Raw genomic sequence first — 17,013 nt, 5'->3', positions numbered from 1 at the left:
CGTGTCCGCGGCGCCCGAGCCCCTGGGCCGCTCCCCCCGAGCGCCGGATCGACCGGCGGAGCATCGCCCGCCGACGAGGGGGGCGTGGTGGCGGTGTTCGAAGGGAGGAGGGCGCCGGAGGGGCGATCCGCGCGCTGCGTCAGGGCCTGAGGACGACCTTGACGCAGTCGTCGAGCTTCTTGTTGAAGATCTCGTAGCCTTGCGGGGCGCGCGAGAGCGGCAGGCGGTGGGTGATGATGTCGTCCGCCCGGAGGTGGCCGTCCTCGATGTGCTTGAGGATCCGGTCGATGTAGTTGTGCGCCAGCGCCTGGCCGGCGCGGAGCTTCAGGCCCTTGTCGAAGAGCTGGCCCAGCGGGAAGTTGTCGTAGGACACGCCGTAGACCCCCACCACCGGCACGACCCCGCCCCGGCGCACGGCGCTCATGGCGAGCCGGAGGGCCGATATCGTCCCGACCTGGCCGTGAAGGGCGCTGGAGGCCTTCTCGAGGAGGCCGCGGTGCGCCTCCATCCCGACCGCGTCGACGCACACGTCCGCGCCGCGCCCGCCCGTCATCGCGCGGATCGCCTCGACAGCGTCGACCTTGTCGACGTTGACGGTCTCGGCCTTGGCGACCTCGCGGGCCGTCTTCAGGCGGTACTCTTCCCGATCGACGCCGATGACGCGCGCCGCGCCGCGGAGCCAGGCGCACTTCATGGTCGCGAGGCCGACAGGCCCGCATCCGAACACGGCGACCGTCTCTCCACCCTTGAGCTCGGCCCACTCGATCGCCGTCCACCCGGTGGGGAGGATGTCGGTCGTGAAGAGGACCTGCTCGTCGGTGAGGCGCTCAGGCACCCTCCGTGGCCCGAAGTCGGCGTAAGGGACGCGCACGTACTCGGCCTGACCTCCGTCGTAACCGCCGTAGAGGTCCGTGTACCCGAAGAGGGCGCCGCCCTTGCCCTCGAGCGTGCCGCCCTCGGGGCCGTAGTGCTTGGGGTTGGAGCTCTCGCAATGGACGGGGAGCTCCGCCTGACAGAAGAAGCAACGCCCGCACGCGATGGGGAACGGGACAACGACCCTGTCACCCTTCCGCAGCTTCGTGACCTGCGGGCCGATCTCCTCGACGACGCCCATGAACTCATGGCCGAGCACCATGGGCTTCGCCTGGGGAAAGAAGCCGTTGTAGATGTGCAGATCCGAGCCGCAGATCGCGGTCGCGGTGACGCGCACGATGACGTCGGTGGGCTCTTCGAGCCGGGGATCCGGGACGTCCTCGACGCGGACGTCCGAAGGTTTGTGGAAAACCAGGGCCTTCACGGTGCCTCCTTTCGGCTGACACATCGGTACGGGGCGCTCGGCGGCTCCACCGGCCAAGCCGGCGCACGGACAGCGGAACCACAGCGCTGGCTCGCATAAAGCGAGCCACGGAGCAGCGGCGCGCCCGCAGGCGGGGGCCCGTCGGCCACGGCGAGCGCGAACGGGGTGCCCTGCCCCACCGTGGCGGTCTGTCTCGACGCCGGGGAGCGACCGCGGCGACCACGGGCCGGGCGCGGCCGGCGCCCCTGCCGAGCGCGGGCCGCCGCTGCTCCGCGACCCCGCTGGCACCCCCGCCCGCGCCGATGTCTACTGCTCTCCGATGCTGCCCTCGTCCCCCGAGCCGCTCCTCGGCGCGAGCTTCGTCCGCGAGCTCGAGGTGCTCCAGCGCCGGCTCGAGATCCGCGCCCGCTCCGGCGGCGCCGGCGAGCACCTCGCGCGGCGCCGCGGCGGCTCGGCCGAGTTCAAGGAGCACCGGGCGTATGCGCCCGGCGACGACATGCGGCGGATCGACTGGGCCGCGTACGCCCGCACCGGGGAGCCGGTGCTCAAGCTGTTCCGCGCCGAGGAGGACGTCATCGCCCGCATCGTGTGCGACGCGTCGGCGTCCCTCGACTTCGGGGAGCCCACGAAGCTCGACGCGGCCCGCCGGCTCGCGGCCGCGATCGGCTACATGTCGCTCGCGCGCTCCGAGCGCGCGCAGCTCTTCGTGGCGGGCGACGGCATCGCCCGCGAGCACGCGCCGGTGCGCGGGCGCGCCGGGCTCGCCGCGCTGCTCCGCGCCCTCGACGGCGTGAGGGCCTCCGGCGGGACGCACCTCGCGCGCGCCATCGACGCCGTCGTGCGGCAGAGCGCGCGGCCAGGCCTCCTCTGCGTCGTCTCCGACTTCTTCGACCCCGGCCCGGTCACCGCCGCGCTCGGGCGCGCGGCGCAGGCCGGCCACGACGTCGCCGCCCTCCAGGTCGTCGCCGCCGACGAGCTCGAGCCGAGCTTCGAGGGTGACCTGACGCTCGAGGACGCCGAGACGGGGGCGCTCGTCGACGTGACCCTGGACGCCGCGGCCCTCGCCGCCTACGCGGCCCGCTTCGCCGGCCTGTGCGAGGCGCTGCGCGCGTTCGCCCGCCGCCACGGGGCGACGTACGTGCGAGCGCGGAGCGACGAGCCGCTCGAGGGCGCCGTCCGCCGCTTCGTCGCGAGGGGCGTCGACTGAAGCGGGGGCGCTGCCGCGAGCTGCCCGGCCGCCGGAAGGGGTGCTCGTCGCGCGGGGTAGAGCCCCGCGCGACGAGCACCCTCTCCGACAGCCTACCGCGCCCTCATGAAAATGGACGGCGTCGCCAACGCCTCATGAGCCTGACGAACCGGCGTCGCTCACCTCGGCGACAGGGAGCCCGATGGTCATCGCCTTCTGGTGATCCAAGAATTGCACGTTCGCGTTCAGCCCGAGGAGCTCGGCGTAGACGAGCACTTTCGTGCGGATAGGATCACGGAGGTGCCTCAGCGAGGCGAACTCCGATTGCCGCACCTTGAGGATGAAGTAGAGCCGTACGGGCACCTCCTCCCGAAAGACGCCCGGAATCTCCTCGACCAATGCACGCCCCGCTCCCCGCCTCTGCCACGCAGCGTTCAGCATGAGCAGGCTGTCCCGCCCCTTGGCCACCATGGTTTCAAGTAGATGCTCATCTTTCGGGCTCCGATCGCTGTAATCCTTCACCTCCAGCAGCACCATACGGCGACGCTGATCATCCCAATAGCCGAAGTCCATTTCTTTTAGCGAGCGGCCGCTCAAGGTGCGGTACGTCGGGCAGTCCGCAAAACGAAAGGACGCGCCGTCGGGCAGACTGACGATCAGCCCGGACTCCTGAAAGACAGGCACCTTCAGCCTTCCTCCCGCTCGGTGACCTCGACATCCTCATCGTACTGACGTATCGCCTCCGCAACGATCGCGTTGTCGGGCATGCCTTCGCGCAAATCGAAGAACGAAGCGCGGACGCCATCCTTGCCCCGGTCTAGGGAGCAAAGCTTGACAGACTGCTTCTGCGAGCGCGCAAGAATCTCGAACTGCTTGAGAACAAAATAACTGTGCGTGGCAACAAATATTTGCACACCCGCGCGGCTCAGCTCGTACAACATTCGCACGAGCGCACGAGCAGCCCTGGGATGCAGGTTGGCCTCTGGCTCGTCGAGGAAGAGAATCGAATTGCGGCGTAGCTCCCCGTTCAAGATGAGGCGGGTAAGGATGCCTATTTTTTTGAATCCCTCCGCCGTCTGGGACATGCCGTATTTCTCGCCGTCTCGCAGGAAGACAAAGCGATTCTGCTCCTCCTCGATGCGGCCACCGAGCAAGCCCTCGAGATCGGCGAGCACCCGCTGGAACGGCTCCGGGAGCGCCACCTGTACCGGTTGGCCCCGCAGCGCCACGACGAGATCGTAGTACGTGTTATCGAAGCCGAACATCTTGAGGCGCTCTCGAACGGCGGCGATCGCGTGAAGCGCGGTCAGCACCTCCTTGGGGGGAATGAAGAGCGCTTGGATTCCAGGCTGCGGGCGGATGTTCGAGGTGATATCGCCGAAGTCCTGAGGCTCCCCTCCGGCCTCCGGACCGAAGGAGAACGTGTACTCCTCGTTGCGGAGCGTCGCCAGAACGGAGAGCCCCGCGCGCTCGACGCCGGCCCGGCGCACGAGACGGCCGAGCCTCCCGTCCTGTGGCTCGAACGTCCACACGAGCTTCTCCGCGAGCACCTTCGACCACGACGGCTGGTCCGCCTCGATGCGCGCCGTGTACTCCTGCACGCTCCGCGCGACGGCGTACATCATCTTGAGCAGATGGCTCTTTCCGGTGTCATTGGCGCCGACCACCACGTTGAGCAGGGACATGTCGCTCCACTCGAAGCGGTGAAAGGCCCCGAAATCGAAGAATCCGATGAAATCGAAGAAGACCCCCTCCTGCGACGACGAGGTCTCCCGCTCGGACTCGGAGTCCTTCACCTCGCTCGTGTGCGCCTCTGCGGCAGTCAACAGCGCCTCGAAGAACTCGCGCTCCGGGGCCCCGATGTCAAATGGCGGCGAGCCGATGATATCGCTCTCCTCCCCGCGCGTGACATAGGGCAGCTTCAACAGGGCTGCCTGCACCAACGAGGAGAATGCCTCGGCAGGCGAGGGGCGTACTTCGCCTTCAGGGAGCATGATGTCGAAGAGGCGACACTGCGAGGGCGTGAGCGGCACGAGCCCCGCGCGCTCGGCAGCGCTCGCGAGGGCCGCTGTGAGCGGCCCCGCCGTGCGCTCCCCGGTCCTTGTGAACAGGGAGAAGCTTGCGGGGACCGGACATGCGCCTTGCTCCGGGGTGTCTAGGATGCGCTGCGTGAGGGTGGACCAGATGAGCTCGCGGTTGAGCGGGACTGTCACCACCTGCAATCCCAGCTGCCCCGCGTAGCGACCCCGCCGTCGCCAGAAGTGAAGCCGTATCTCCAGCGACACCTCGCCATCTTTCCATGTGCAGCGAAGCCGCACCGGCGCGGGCCAGGGCCCATCCTCGGGCTCGGAGATGCCCTCCGGCGGGGAGCCGGTCCGGGGATTTGGCCAGGGCACGGGCTGCCGGGGCTCGGGCACGACCCGCACCGCCGTGGCCTCCACCTCGAGCTCGATCGGCCGAGCAGCATCCAGCACAGCCCGGACGGCGCGGAGCGCGATGCGGTTGGCGTCTGCGGTGTTCATCGCCGCTCACGATGTCCTGCGATCGGCGACGTGGTCAAGATGAGCGCCCGACGCACACGGCTGCGCCGCTCGGCTCATCCATCGTCCAGCGCGCACACACGGCAGGGAACGCCGTTCCATGTCCCGGGCGCCGCGCTGGCACGACCGCCATCATCGGTGGTTTACTTGCCCCTCATGCCGATCGCCGCACCTCCCGAGCCGCTCGAGGGCGCCGTCCGCCGCTTCGTCGCGAGGGGCGTCGACTGACGTGGCCGCCCCGCTCGCCCAGGCCTCCGCGGGCGCCCCGCTCGCGCTGCTCTCGCCCGGCGGCCTGTGGCTGCTCGCGCTGCTCGGCCCGCTCGTCCTGCTCTACATCCTCAAGATCAAGCGGAGCCGCCGGCGCGTCCCCTCGACGTGGCTCTGGGCCGCCGCGCAGCGCGATCTCATGGCGCGCGCGCCCTTCAGGAAGCTCATCGCCCAGCTTCCGCTGGTCCTGCAGGCGCTCGCGCTCGCGCTCCTCGCGCTCGCCCTCGCCCGCCCCGCCTCGCGCGGGCGCGAGCTCACCGGCGATCACGTGGCGATCGTCCTCGACACGAGCGCCTCGATGTCCGCGGCCGCTCGAGGGCCGGCCGGCGAGGCGACCACGCGCGTCGAGCTCGCGAAGCAGCTCGCCAGGGACCTCCTCTCCGGCCTCGCCCCGGGCAGCGACGCGCTGATCGTCGAGGCGGGGCGCGACGCGCGCCTCGTCGCGGCGCTCGATCGCGATCTCGTCCGGCTCAAGGCCGCGATCGACCCCATCGCGGCGCGCGACGTCGAGGGCGATCTCGGGGCCGCGGTGGCGCTCGGGATCGACCGGCTCCGCCAGCTCGGCGGCGCCCGCCGGGTCGTCGCGATCACCGACGGCAACCTCGCCCGCCCCGCCTCGCTGCGCGGCGTGTCGCTGCCGGTGGAGGTCATCACCGTGGGTGATCCGGTCGACAACGCCGCCATCGTCCGCGTCGACGTGCGCTCCGGGAGCGCGTTGGTGGGCGCGAGCGGCGCGAGCGGCGCGGACGGCGAGCGATCGGAGCATCGCGAGGAGGTGCAGGCCTTCCTCGTGGTCGCGAACTTCGGGGCGCAGCCGCGCGACGTGTACGTGACGATGCGGCAGGACAACGCGTCGGACGTGCTCGGCTCGCGGCGCGTGCTGGTCAAGCCGGGCGAGCGCCTGCCGGTCGTGCTCACGTTCCGCCCGTCGCCCGGCGACTACCGCAAGGGGCTCGTTTTCGAGCTCTCGCCGCGCGACGCGATGCCGCTCGACGATGTCGCCTACGGGCGCGTGCCGGCCGGCGACAAGCTCCCGGTCTTCCTCGCGTCGGCCGGCGGGGGCCAGGGGGGCGACGCCCAGGGCGCTCAGCCGGGAGCGCCCTCCGGCGGCTCCGTCTGGATCGAGCGGGCGCTCGCGTCCGATCCGATGACCTCGGTGACCTCGGGCGCGCTCGCGGATCTGCTCGGGAAGCCCGGGCTCGATCCCGACACGTTCGTGGTGATCGACGGCGCGTGCCCGCCCGATCCTCCGGGGGGCGATCTGCTGATCGTGAACCCGCCGCCCGGGCGCTGCGCCGGCACGCTCGTCGGGCCGACGCTCGAGCGCCCCACGCTCACGTCGTGGGACACGGCGGATCCGCGGCTGCGCTTCCTGACGCTGGACGGCGTGAACCTCCGCGTGGCCTCGTCCCTCAAGCCGGAGGCGGCGACGCAGGAGCTGATCCGCGCCCAGGAGGGCACGATCGCGACCGACATCTCCACCGCCTCGCGGACCGGCACGCTGCTCGGCTTCGACGTGGGCGAGAGCGACTGGCCGCTCAAGGCGTCGTTCGTGCTCTTCGTGCGCAACCTGCTCGAGCAGGCGCGAGCCCACCGCGCCCACGGCATCACCGGCCCCGCGCGCACGGGCGAGCCGCTGCGCGTGAGCGTCCCGGCGACCGCGCGGGACCTCCAGGCCATCGGCCCTGCGGGCGAGCGGCTCGAGGTCGCGCAGCGCGCCGGCGTCGCGGTGATCGCGGAGACGCCCCGCGCCGGCTTCTACCGCCTCGCCTGGCAGGGACCGCAGGCCGGGTCCGTCGTCGTGCCGGCGAACCTCACAAGCGTCGCCGAGAGCGACCTCACGCCGAGGCCGCTCCTCGCAGAGGGAGGCGGCGAGGTCGCCGTCTCCAGCGCGGCGGGACAGCCGGACGCCCACGTCGAGTGGACCTGGCTCCTGGCGCTCGCGGCGCTCGGCTTCGTGCTCTTCGACGTCTGGTATTTCACGCGCGTGCCGAGGCCGCTGCGAGGCCCCGGCAGCCCCGCCGCCTAGCGCCGCGGCGGGAAAGCGCCGCGGATCAGCGGAAAGACCGCCGGGGCGCCAAGGCCGCGCCGCGAGGAGCCAGAGGCCCTACCCGACCATCTCGGCGGATAGGGTTCTCGTCTCGATATCGACCCACAGCTGGAGACTCCCGGCCTCCAGCTCCTTCGCGTAGAAGATCTTCGGGTAGAGCCGACCGTTGAGCCTCATTCCTTGCTTGCAGCTCGCCACGATCGCCGCCCCGGTCGCGGCGAACAACGTGGCCACATTGGTCTTCTTCGCCACCGGGCGGATCGTGACCTGCTCGAGAGCCTGACCGCGCTGGCGCGCACCGGCGAACTCGAGCAGATTGGCGGCCTCCCGGTCGAAGAAGCCCCAGTCCTGCTCGCCGGCGGGCGCCCTCCGCGACGCCAGGTACACCAGCTGATAGCCGCCTCTCAGATACTCGTGAGCCGCGAGGGGGCTCGCTTCGACGACGGAGAGCGCCGCGCCGCCGTGCGCGCCCTCGAAGCGCTGGAGCACGACGTGCGCTTTGTGAGAACGAGCGACGTCGGTGATCGTCTCGAAGAGCACCACCGTCGGAATGAACGCCTCTATGGTGGCCATGCGGCGCCTCCAGGGGTGAACGCGTCGACAGCTCCCCGACGCCTGCCGATTCGATCGCCGCGAGCCAGGGCGGTCGCCGCGCCCTCCTGACCTGCCGCAGGCGGGCTCCATGGCCCGATCGGCTCGACCACGAGACGAGCGCAGTCCGCCTCGGTGAGCTGGCGCCTCAGGGCGCGTCGCCCTCGCCCTCGTCGAGCCCTTCCCACCATTCGGCCAGGTCGATCTCGACGTCCTCGAACGGCGCCGCGCGCACCTTCTCGTCTCGTCCGTGCAGCCCCAGCTCGACCCACCGCCCGTTCTCGAGCTGGCTGACCAGCAACGTCCGCCGGACAGGATCCACGTACCAGAGGTGAGGCACGCCGATCTCGGCGTAGAAGCGGCGCTTCACGAGGTTGTCGTAGCCTGCCGTGCGCGGCGAGAGGATCTCGCAGCACCAGTCGGGAACGAGGGAGATGGATTCCGCGGGCCGCGGCGGCGCGGGCATGCGCGCGCGGCGCCAGCCCGCGACGTCGGGCGATATCTCCGGCGCGCGCTCGATCTGGATGCCCGGCTCGGAGAGGATCCACCACCCTCCCGGACCGCCCCTGCCCCGCTGGTAGGGGTTCTTGAGGTCGGCCGTGATCAGGTCCTCGATGTTCGCGTGAACGAAGCGGGGACGCGGAAAGGCGTACAGCGTGCCGTCGATGATCTCGCCCCGCCAGCCGGGCGGCAGATCGTCGAGGTCGGCGAGCGTGGCGGACCGGACGAGCTTCTCGGCGAGGTTCATGCGCGGCCTGTCGCCAGCGTACACCGCCGCCACTCCCGCCGCTCGACCCGCGTCGCGCTCGCTGCCACCAGGCGCACGCCGACCGCTTCAGGGGGCTCTCTCAAGGGCAGGCCGTCTGCTCGCCAGGAGACCGGCCCCGGTTCATCCGGTGCACCCGGCGGCGCGACGACCACCGGCGGCTCGGCCGGCTCCGCTCCTCCACCCAGGATACGCGCGGCGTCGAGCCATTGCCCGCAGGCACACAGGGCTCCTCGCAAGGAAGCCACTCCCCCTGGAGTGACACGCCGCGCGCGTCCTCCAGGACGCCCCGCGCCCTTAGCCACGCGGCGAGCGCCTCGCCGAGCTCGCGCATGCTCGACCAGCGCGAGGACGGCTCCTTCCGCAGCCCGCGCTCCACGATCGCCCAGAGATCCGCGTCGAGGCCGCACGTGTCGACGAGCGACGGCACCGCGTCCTGCAGCACCGCCCGCAGGCCGTCCAGCGCGTTCCTTGACGAGAACGGGGGCCGGCCCGACAGGAGCTCGTACAGCATCGCGCAGAGCGACCAGATATCGGCGCGGCGATCGATGTCAGGGACGGCGAGCACCTGCTCCGGGGGCATGTAGTCGGGGGTGCCGAAGACCTCGAAGCTGGCCGACGCCTGGCTCGCCTCGCGCTCGGAGACGATCTTCGCGACGCCGAAATCGACGATCTTCGGCTGGAGCCGGCCGCCGCCGCGGCGCACCAGCATCACGTTGTCCGGCTTGAGGTCGCGGTGGACGACCCCCTTCTCGTGCACCGCGTGCATCGCGCCCGCGACCGGGAGGAGCAGCGCGATCGCCCGCTCCGGCGTCATCGCCGCCTCGCGCGAGAGCGCGCTCCGCAGCGACTCGCCCTCGATGAGCTCCATCACCAGGTAAGGGTCCCCCGCCGCGGTCTCGCCGAGGTCGAAGATCCGGACGACCTCCGCGTGGTTCAGCCGGCCGGCGGCGCGCGCCTCGCGGACGAAGTACTCCGCGAGCTCCGGCGACCGGAGCTCGGGCCGCATCAGCTTGATCGCGACCTCCGACCCGAGCGCCACGTGCGTCGCGATCCAGACCGTGCCCATTGCCCCCTCGCCGATCCTGCGGACCAGCCGGTACTTGCCCGCGATGAGATCCCCCTCCTGGTCCTGGCAGTGCACGCTGCGCGCGGGCTCGCCGAGGCCCTCGTCGAGATCCCACGCGCCGCCGCCCGTGCCGTTCCAGGTGTCCGTGGTCTCGATGCGCGACATGATCTCTCCTGCCCCGACTGCGCGGCCTCGCCGCGCCCATGACCCGCGCTCAAGCAGACTGCGTGCCATCCCTGACAAACATGGAAAGGTGCTCCGATGCGCCGGAGCGCCGCATGAAACCCGCTCGACACCGACAGAGACGCCCCACGGCGTCGCCGATGGGGCACTCGGCCACACCCGCCGAAGCGGCGTCCCCGGGCCCGCGCAAAGATGATTTACTGCGGCTCCCCCGCATGCGGACCGAACGGAGGCCTCCCTGATCCCGGCGGCCGCGCTGCGCGCCCTCCCCTACGCCGCCACGCTCGCCGGCGCGCTCGTCTTCGCGGCGCTGCTGCGCCTCGCCCTCCGGCGCGGCGCGCTCCGCCGCCCGATCCTGCTCGGCTGGATGGTGGCAGGCGCGCTGCCGGCGCTCTACGTGGGCCTCGTCTGGTGCGGCCTGCTCCCGGACGCCTATCTCCGGCTCGCGCGGCCCTGGGGCGCGCTGCTCGCGCTGGGCGCCACGTCGTTCATCGCGCTCCGGTACCTCGCGCTCGCGCTCGCCTCGGCGCACGCCCGCCGGCAGGGCGCCTGGCGCTCGCGGCTCGGCGACTTCCTCGCCCCCTTCGCCGCGTTCGCCGCGGCGATGGCCGTGGCCGGGCCAGAGCTTGGCCGGCCACTCGACCGGCTCACCGTCCTGGTCGCAATCGATCGCAGCCGCTCGATCGATCTCGTACCGAGCGCCGACCGGCGCGTCGCGCAGGAGCTCTCCGTCGCCGAGCTCGGCATGCGCGAGGACGATCGGATCGCCACCATCGCGTTCGCCGCGGGCGCGGCGACCGAGGATCCGCCGCGCCCGCGCTCGCAGCTCGCGGCCCCGCAGCGGGTCGCGCTCGGCCGGGACGGGACGGACCTCGCCGCCGGCATCCGGCGCGCGCTCGCCGAGGTGCCGCCGGACTCCGCGGCGCGCGTCGTGCTGCTCAGCGACGGCGTCGCGACCCGCGGCGACACGATGGCCGCGGCCGCCGCCGCCGTCGCCGCCGGCCTCCCGGTCGACGTGATCCCGCTGGAGCAGCGGCTCGTCCCCGACGTCCGCGTGGTCGCCCTCCGCGCGCCCGCGCGGGCCGACGAGGGTGAGGCGCTCGATCTGCGTCTCGTCACCTCGTCCCCGTCCCCGGCCGAGGTCGAGATCCGCCTCCGCCGCGACGGCGAGCTCATCGCCCGCACCGAGGCCTCGATCGCGGCGGGAGAAGACGTGCTGCGCATCCGGGAGAAGGCGCCGGGGCCCGGGCTGCACCGCTACGACGTCGAGATCACCGCGAAGGATCCGAGGCTCGACGAGGCCGCCGAGGACAACGCGGCGAGCGCGTTCCTGCGCGTCCGCGGGGCCGCGGCGGCCCTCGTGCTGGAGGGCGACGCCGGGCAGGGCGCGTTCACCGCGCGGGCGCTCGCGGACGGCGCGTTCCGCGTGGACGAGGGCGGTCTGAGCCGCGTCCCCGCCGATCTCGGGGAGCTCGCCGGCTACGACGTCGTGGTGCTCAGCGACATCCGCGCGTCGGATCTGTCGCCAGGCCAGATCGACGCGCTCGCGAGCTACGTCCGCGATCTCGGCGGCGGGCTCCTCCTGATGGGCGGCGATCGGAGCATGGGGCCGGGCGGCTACGCGCGGACGCCGCTCGAGGAGATCTCGCCCGTCGCGTTCGACCTGAAGCAGGAGCGGCGGCGGGCGAGCCTGGCCGAGGTGATCGGCATCGACATCTCCGGGTCGATGGCGGCGACCGCCGGCGCCCACACGAAGCTCGAGCTCGCCAACGAGGCCGCCGCCCGGTCGGCCTCGCTGCTCGGCCCCGGCGATCGGATCGGCGTCGCGCACGTCGACACGGCGGTGCGGTGGAGCGTGCCGCTCGGGCCGGTCGCGGACGGCGCCGCGATCGAGAAGGCGATCCGCGCCGTGGGCCCGGGCGGCGGCGGCATCTACGTCGACATCACCCTCGAGGCGGCCTACCAGGCGCTCGACGGGGACACCTCGAGCCTGAAGCACGTGCTGCTCTTCGCCGACGGCTCGGACGCGGAGAACATGGGGCCGTGCCGCGCGATGGTGGAGGCGGCGATGCGCCGCGGGACGACGACGAGCGTCGTGGCGCTGGGCCAGGGCAGCGACGTGCCGGAGCTCGAGGCGCTGTCGCGCATCGGCGGCGGCCGCTTCTACCTCGTCGAGGACGCCACGCGGCTGCCCGCGGTGTTCACGCAGGAGACCATCATGGCGGCGAAGAGCGCGATCGTGGAGGAGCCTTTCCACGTCGCGCTGGGCGCGCCGTCGTCGATCACCGCCGGCGTGCCGTTCGGCGAGGCGCCGCCGCTCGGGGGCTACGTGGTGACGGTCGCCAAGAGCCGGTCCACGGTGCTGCTGTCCGGGCCGGAGGGCGATCCGGTGCTCGCTGTGTGGTCGGCGGGGCTCGGCCGGGCCGCCGCGTTCACGAGCGATCTCAAGGGCCGCTGGGGCGCCGCGTGGACGCGCTGGCCCGGCGCGGCGCGGATGATCGCGCAGGCCGCGCGCGACGTGACGCGCAAGGAGGAGGATCCGCGCGTGCGCCTGGAAGCGGACGCGTCGGGCGGCGAGCTGTCGGTGCGGGCGAGCGTGATCGGCGACGACGGGCGTGCGCAGTCGTTCCGCCGGCTGGTCGTGCACGTCGCGGGGCCCGACGGCTTCTCGCGAGAGCTCCCGCTCGAGGCGACGGGCGCGGGCGCGTACACGGCGAAGCTGCCGCTGTCGCGGCCGGGGACCTACGTGGCGGTGGCCCGGGACGAGCTCACGGGGGAGGCGGTCGGGACCACGGGGGCGGCGATGACCGCCGGCGAGGAGCTGCGCCCGACGCGCAGCGATCTGTCGCTGCTCCGGCGGATCGCGGAGTTCACCGGGGGCAAGCGGCGCGACACGCTCGCGGGCATCTTCGAGGATCGGGCCTCGAAGCGGTTCGCGTACCGGGACGCGACGCCGAGCCTGGTGTTCTTCGCCGCGCTCGCGCTGCTGCTCGCGGTGGCGGCGCGGCGGCTCGCGCTGCCGGAAGCTGCGGCGGCGTGGCTCGCGCGGGCGGGAGAGCGGCTCCGCGCGGCGCGGTGGGGAGCCGCCGCGGAGCCGGCCGCCGCGGGCGCGACCGTGGGGGCGCTGCTGTCGGCGCGGGAGCGGGGGCGCGAGCGGCGCGAGGGCGCGCAGGCGGGACCGGCGCTGCGCGATGACGGGCGCGGCGGGGGCGAGCCGGCGGGGACGATGCCAGGGAGGACAGCGCCGCCGGCGGGGGCGCCGGGACCTCAACCTGGGTCGGCGGCGTCATGGCCTCAACCTGGGTCGTGGCCTCCACCTGGGCCGACGGTGGGACCCCTACCTGGGTCGGCGGCGGGGCCTCAACCCGCGCCCCCGGGGAGCGGACACGCAACGGGCGCGGGCCGCGCGGCGCCGGAGGGACGACCGCTCACGGCGGCGGAGAAGATCTTGGCGCGGCGTCGTGGGCGGAGGTGACGCGACTCATGACGGAGAACGCCACGAAAACGGGGCACGCGGTTCGTGTTCTGGCAGCGACGGTCTTGCTCGTCCCTGCCTTTGGCTCCGGCGTGCTCGTCGGCAGATCGCTCCTGGACCGGAGTCCGCCGGCGAAGGAGAAGAGCGCGGAGCCGGCTTCGGATCCCTGGATTCGGATGGACCGGGAAGAGCTGGCTACATGTCGAGAACAGCTGGCAGCTCGTCCGGAGCCGCGAGCGACGGCTCCGGCAGCCGAAGCGCCTCCGGGGGAAGGACGACAAGACGCTCCCGAAAGAGCAGCCACCGTCGATGAGCTCGAGGTGGAGCTGAAGCGGTGCAGGAAGAGCGAAATCCTGGTCAACGCCGAGGTTTGCAGCGCCGCGTCTCGTCAGTTCAGCGCGCTGATGGCTTTGCCGAAGGATGGGTTGATGTGCGGGCCGAAGTCCAGGGCTGCCGATCTCATCGAGCAGAACTTCGAGAGCTGCGCGGCGCTCTCGGACATTCCCGCGGATTTTCGCTCGGGCGACCTCACGAAGGAAGAGTCGAGCCTCGTCGCGGAGGCGATCCGGGTTCGTGAGACGCTCACGGAAGAAGAGCTGCTCCGCAGCCTGAAGGAGTTCGTCTGGACGTGCACGGAGACGCCCCCGAAACTCCCACCGATGATGAAGCAGGCACCGAAGCCGTAGGAGCTTGACACATGAGCAAACGCCCCGAGAGCGCCGGCCTCATGGTTCATCTCCTCATCGCGGTGGCCGTGCTCGGCCTCGTCTTTGGCGGCGGCGTGGTGGTCGGCTGGGCGACGCGGGAGCGCAGACCTCCGGCCATGGAAAAGAGCGCGGCGTCCATCCCTGATGCGGAAGTGACGCGGGAGCTCGCTGCGTGCCGACGCGCAGTGAAAGCGCGCGCGAAAGCCACAGCCATCCCGCCAGCCACGGCGACGTCTCCTCCGGGAGAAACGGACGACGCCGGGGTGGAGAAAGCCACCGCCAAGGTCGAGGCACTGCAAAAAGAGGTAGAAGAATGCAGAGTACGAGAGACCTTGGCCAATGCCTACGTCTGCGGCACCATTACAGATCACAGAAACCTGCTGTTCGTCTTGACATACAACGCGCCATGCGTGGACGAGGCGGGGGTCGGAGAGTTTCTCGTCAACAGCCTCGAAAAGTGCACAAACTTCGATAAGTTTCCAGCGCATTTGGACGAAGACGAGCTAACGCAAGAAGAGAAATTCATAATCGCACAGTCAGAACAAAACCGCGCACTCAGAACAAAGAGTGATTTGACCCGCGGCGTGCAAGAGACACTCCGCAGGTGCCGCAAAAGATTCGGACTTCCCTCCGAATGAACGAACGCGTTCATAACGTCGTCTCCCAGACCGTCTGGGTGGGTGGGGCTTCGACGGGTGAACGGACCAGGTCGAAGGAAGACCAGGGCGTTTGCGTGTCGCGCGCGTGGTCGCTCCTCCCATCGTCCAGCTTGTCGAGCGCGAAGGTCAAGGCACCCCAGAGCCGCCACCGAACGGGTATCGGGCCGCCAGAGAACTCGATGGGTGAGCGGAGCTCCAATCCCATCGCGACTTTATGACCCCATATCGCCAGGTCGCTGCCCCGGACCGCGAGCGAGGGGACGGCGTTGACGACAGCATTCTTGCCGCCGACCATGATCCCCAAATTCGCTTGCGCGTGCTTGCCATGAAGAGCATAGAACCGCGCACCGCCGAGATACGCAATCGACAGGGGAACGTCTGAGGACTGCGGCATGATGGCCGCCGACGCCGCCCCCGTGAGCTGGATCAACGGCAGCGCGGTCCCCCAAAGGTTGATGTGACCCGCGGTGGCGGGTGCGCCGGTGATGACACCGCTCAGGGGTTCGCTCGGCCTCTGCGAGCCCTGCCCCTTGGCGGCCATTTGCAGCAGCCACCCGCCGCGCCGGTTGTCGAAGAGAGGTACCCCTACGCTCATGCTCGCTTCGCCGATCCCAAGAGGGAACACGGGCACCCCGCCGGCGCAGGGAGAGTATCGTATCTGCCTGTACGAAAAGCGCGTCGTGGCGAGGATCGGAATTCCCGCCACGCGTTGTCTCACTTGGAGCTGCCCAACGCCCCAGAACCCGTTGAATGGCTCGGGGGCCGCGCAGGGGCCCGCGTGAGCGAACACCTTCGAGGGTCGGACAAAGGCGGAGGCGACGATGATGGCGATCGCGAGGATGCGCGCAGGCATGACCACCACGACCACCCTCACTCCTCGGGGATGAGTTCCACGTCCTCCATGGGCTGCGCCGCTGGCTGTCCCCTCGGCGGGCAGACCAAAAAGCTCAACCCCGCATACACGGGCTGTCCATCGGGCCCGAACTCTTTGATGACGTCGGGGGGATTAACGACCGCGCAGTACCCCGATTCGAAGAATCGGTAAAATCCTCAGTGCACCAATTCTGCTCCATCAACATCAAATAAACGTACTCCGAATAAACAGCGCTCTTTTTCCGGATTTCCTCGCACTGACGACCATACCATTTTCTTCCGCGGAGGAGCGGATCACCATTATAATTCCACCCCTGGCAACATTCGAACAAGCACTCCACGGGGATGCAGTTCTGATCGAACCAGTTCCCGACGACGGGCTGAGCTTTCTGCGGGTCATCGCCGAACGTGCAGCCCGCAAGCGCGAGCGCCGCGCCAGCCGCGGCGATGGCCATGGGTGCCGTTCGAACCGCCGTCCGGGTGATCCGGGCATCCACCCAGTTCCTCAATTCCTGGCGCCTCATGAGAAAATCTCCTCGCGGGGGACGACACTCCGGACCTTGGCGCGCGTCGCGAAGGGCCTCTCAACGCATCCCAGAAGCCCCGGCCGCTTGAGGAAGGCCCCTCCCAGACATAAACTACTGGCTCCGTCGCCGCAACGTTTGCGGCAGGTGTCGTCGAGCTCCTAACGACATCGCCGTCGCGGCCGAGGCACATTTCGCGACGAGCTCGCGTCGTCGCGCGCCGCCGCGTCGGCCGCCACGCGCTCGGCAGCGGTGCCCTACCCCTCGCAGTCTGTGGAGCGCAGACGGAGGCCGGGCACCACAGCCGCTCGCCCCAACGATTTCGTCCAGATAGAATCCTGCATTGTTCGCCTTGCTGCACCCGACGGGGACTCTTCGCCGCCCCGCCCGGACAACCTCAAGGGCGCCGTCGTCGAGCGCCACGGCGACGCGATCCGGTTCCACCCCACGCTGCAGGCCCTGCCGGCGCATTACCACTTCGAGCCGCGGCCCGTCGCCGTCGCCCGCGGCAACGAGAAGGGCCGCGTCGAACGCGCCATCCGCTACGTCCGCGAGGCCTTCTTCGAGGCCCGGAGCTGCACCGACGTCGGCGACCTCAATCGACAAGCGACCGAGTGGACCACCTCCGCGGCGCTCGGGTGGCGGCACGCCGGCTCGCGCTGCCGGAGGCGGCGGCGGCGTGGCTCGCGCGGGTAGTGGTCAAATTTGAACATGAAGGCGGGAAGGCGGGAAGAGAACCTTAATGATCTTCCCGCCTTCCCGCCTCCATGTGGACTCTCTCTGGGCAAAGTTGACCACTACCGATGGCGAGAGGGCGAATCGTAAG

The 17,013-nt window shown here is 70.8% G+C and carries 12 protein-coding genes and 1 pseudogene; 6 read left to right on the top strand and 7 right to left on the bottom strand.

The genetic code is table 11. The annotated features are described in order from the left end of the window. Positions 1–139: 139 nt before the first annotated feature. Positions 140–1,297, bottom strand: coding sequence for a zinc-dependent alcohol dehydrogenase (locus WME73_RS02590; RefSeq protein WP_437743980.1), 1,158 nt, complete (start codon positions 1,295–1,297; stop codon positions 140–142). Between the two features lie 319 nt (positions 1,298–1,616). Between WME73_RS02590 and WME73_RS02585 the strand changes: the two genes are divergently transcribed. Beyond that, positions 1,617–2,504, top strand: coding sequence for a DUF58 domain-containing protein (locus WME73_RS02585; RefSeq protein ID WP_437743979.1), 888 nt, complete (start codon positions 1,617–1,619; stop codon positions 2,502–2,504). 132 nt (positions 2,505–2,636) lie between these two features. Here the strand turns inward: WME73_RS02585 and WME73_RS02580 are convergent, their stop codons facing one another. Together WME73_RS02580 and WME73_RS02575 are read right to left on the bottom strand one after the other, a co-directional pair. Then, a complete protein-coding gene (locus WME73_RS02580) occupies positions 2,637–3,167 on the bottom strand; it encodes a hypothetical protein (protein ID WP_437914627.1) in 531 nt (176 codons plus the stop codon). Between the two features lie 2 nt (positions 3,168–3,169). Continuing rightward, positions 3,170–4,768, bottom strand: a complete 1,599-nt coding sequence (locus WME73_RS02575) for an AAA family ATPase (protein ID WP_437914626.1) — start codon at positions 4,766–4,768, stop codon at positions 3,170–3,172. Between the two features lie 484 nt (positions 4,769–5,252). Here WME73_RS02575 and WME73_RS02570 point away from each other — a divergent pair, with 484 nt between their 5' ends. Next, the gene (locus WME73_RS02570) at positions 5,253–7,319 is read left to right on the top strand and encodes a vWA domain-containing protein (protein ID WP_437914625.1); all 2,067 of its coding nucleotides are present in this window, start codon (positions 5,253–5,255) and stop codon (positions 7,317–7,319) included. 78 nt (positions 7,320–7,397) lie between these two features. Here the strand turns inward: WME73_RS02570 and WME73_RS02565 are convergent, their stop codons facing one another. From WME73_RS02565 to WME73_RS02555, 3 genes are all read right to left on the bottom strand, one after another. After that, positions 7,398–7,913: a hypothetical protein gene (locus WME73_RS02565; protein ID WP_437914624.1), complete on the bottom strand. Its 516-nt coding sequence runs from the start codon at positions 7,911–7,913 to the stop codon at positions 7,398–7,400. A 166-nt stretch (positions 7,914–8,079) separates the two neighbouring features. After that, positions 8,080–8,679 (bottom strand): Uma2 family endonuclease, encoded by a 600-nt coding sequence (locus tag WME73_RS02560; RefSeq protein WP_437914623.1) that lies wholly within the window; start codon positions 8,677–8,679, stop codon positions 8,080–8,082. A 100-nt stretch (positions 8,680–8,779) separates the two neighbouring features. Continuing rightward, positions 8,780–9,931, bottom strand: a complete 1,152-nt coding sequence (locus WME73_RS02555; protein ID WP_437914622.1) for a serine/threonine-protein kinase — start codon at positions 9,929–9,931, stop codon at positions 8,780–8,782. Positions 9,932–10,316: 385 nt separating this feature from the next. Between WME73_RS02555 and WME73_RS02550 the strand changes: the two genes are divergently transcribed. The 3 genes from WME73_RS02550 to WME73_RS02540 all read left to right on the top strand — a co-directional run bounded on the left by WME73_RS02550 (position 10,317) and on the right by WME73_RS02540 (position 14,769). Continuing rightward, positions 10,317–13,424 (top strand): VWA domain-containing protein, encoded by a 3,108-nt coding sequence (locus WME73_RS02550; RefSeq protein ID WP_437914621.1) that lies wholly within the window; start codon positions 10,317–10,319, stop codon positions 13,422–13,424. A gap of 320 nt (positions 13,425–13,744) precedes the next feature. Beyond that, complete coding sequence (locus WME73_RS02545; RefSeq protein ID WP_437743972.1) at positions 13,745–14,110, top strand: hypothetical protein; 366 nt, start codon at positions 13,745–13,747, stop codon at positions 14,108–14,110. Positions 14,111–14,121: 11 nt separating this feature from the next. Then, the gene (locus tag WME73_RS02540; RefSeq protein WP_437914620.1) at positions 14,122–14,769 is read left to right on the top strand and encodes a hypothetical protein; all 648 of its coding nucleotides are present in this window, start codon (positions 14,122–14,124) and stop codon (positions 14,767–14,769) included. 10 nt (positions 14,770–14,779) lie between these two features. Here WME73_RS02540 and WME73_RS02535 read toward each other — a convergent pair whose 3' ends face one another. Then, positions 14,780–15,658, bottom strand: coding sequence for a hypothetical protein (locus tag WME73_RS02535; protein WP_437743970.1), 879 nt, complete (start codon positions 15,656–15,658; stop codon positions 14,780–14,782). Positions 15,659–16,577: 919 nt separating this feature from the next. Here WME73_RS02535 and WME73_RS02530 point away from each other — a divergent pair. After that, positions 16,578–16,820: pseudogene (locus WME73_RS02530) on the top strand (IS21 family transposase); the annotation flags it as partial. Between the last annotated feature and the right edge of the window lie 193 nt (positions 16,821–17,013).

The organism is Sorangium sp. So ce302, assembly GCF_051530145.1.
GTDB lineage: Bacteria > Myxococcota_A > Polyangia > Polyangiales > Polyangiaceae > Sorangium > Sorangium cellulosum_B.
This window is presented reverse-complemented; position numbering and strand designations above follow the sequence as displayed.

Coding starts and splice junctions, on each gene's coding strand:
- WME73_RS02540 (WP_437914620.1), top strand. CDS start 14,122: ATGAGCAAACGCCCCGAGAGCGCCGGCCTCATGGTTCATCTCCTCATC.
- WME73_RS02565 (WP_437914624.1), bottom strand. CDS start 7,913: ATGGCCACCATAGAGGCGTTCATTCCGACGGTGGTGCTCTTCGAGACG.
- WME73_RS02560 (WP_437914623.1), bottom strand. CDS start 8,679: ATGAACCTCGCCGAGAAGCTCGTCCGGTCCGCCACGCTCGCCGACCTC.
- WME73_RS02550 (WP_437914621.1), top strand. CDS start 10,317: ATGGTGGCAGGCGCGCTGCCGGCGCTCTACGTGGGCCTCGTCTGGTGC.
- WME73_RS02555 (WP_437914622.1), bottom strand. CDS start 9,931: ATGTCGCGCATCGAGACCACGGACACCTGGAACGGCACGGGCGGCGGC.
- WME73_RS02585 (WP_437743979.1), top strand. CDS start 1,617: ATGCTGCCCTCGTCCCCCGAGCCGCTCCTCGGCGCGAGCTTCGTCCGC.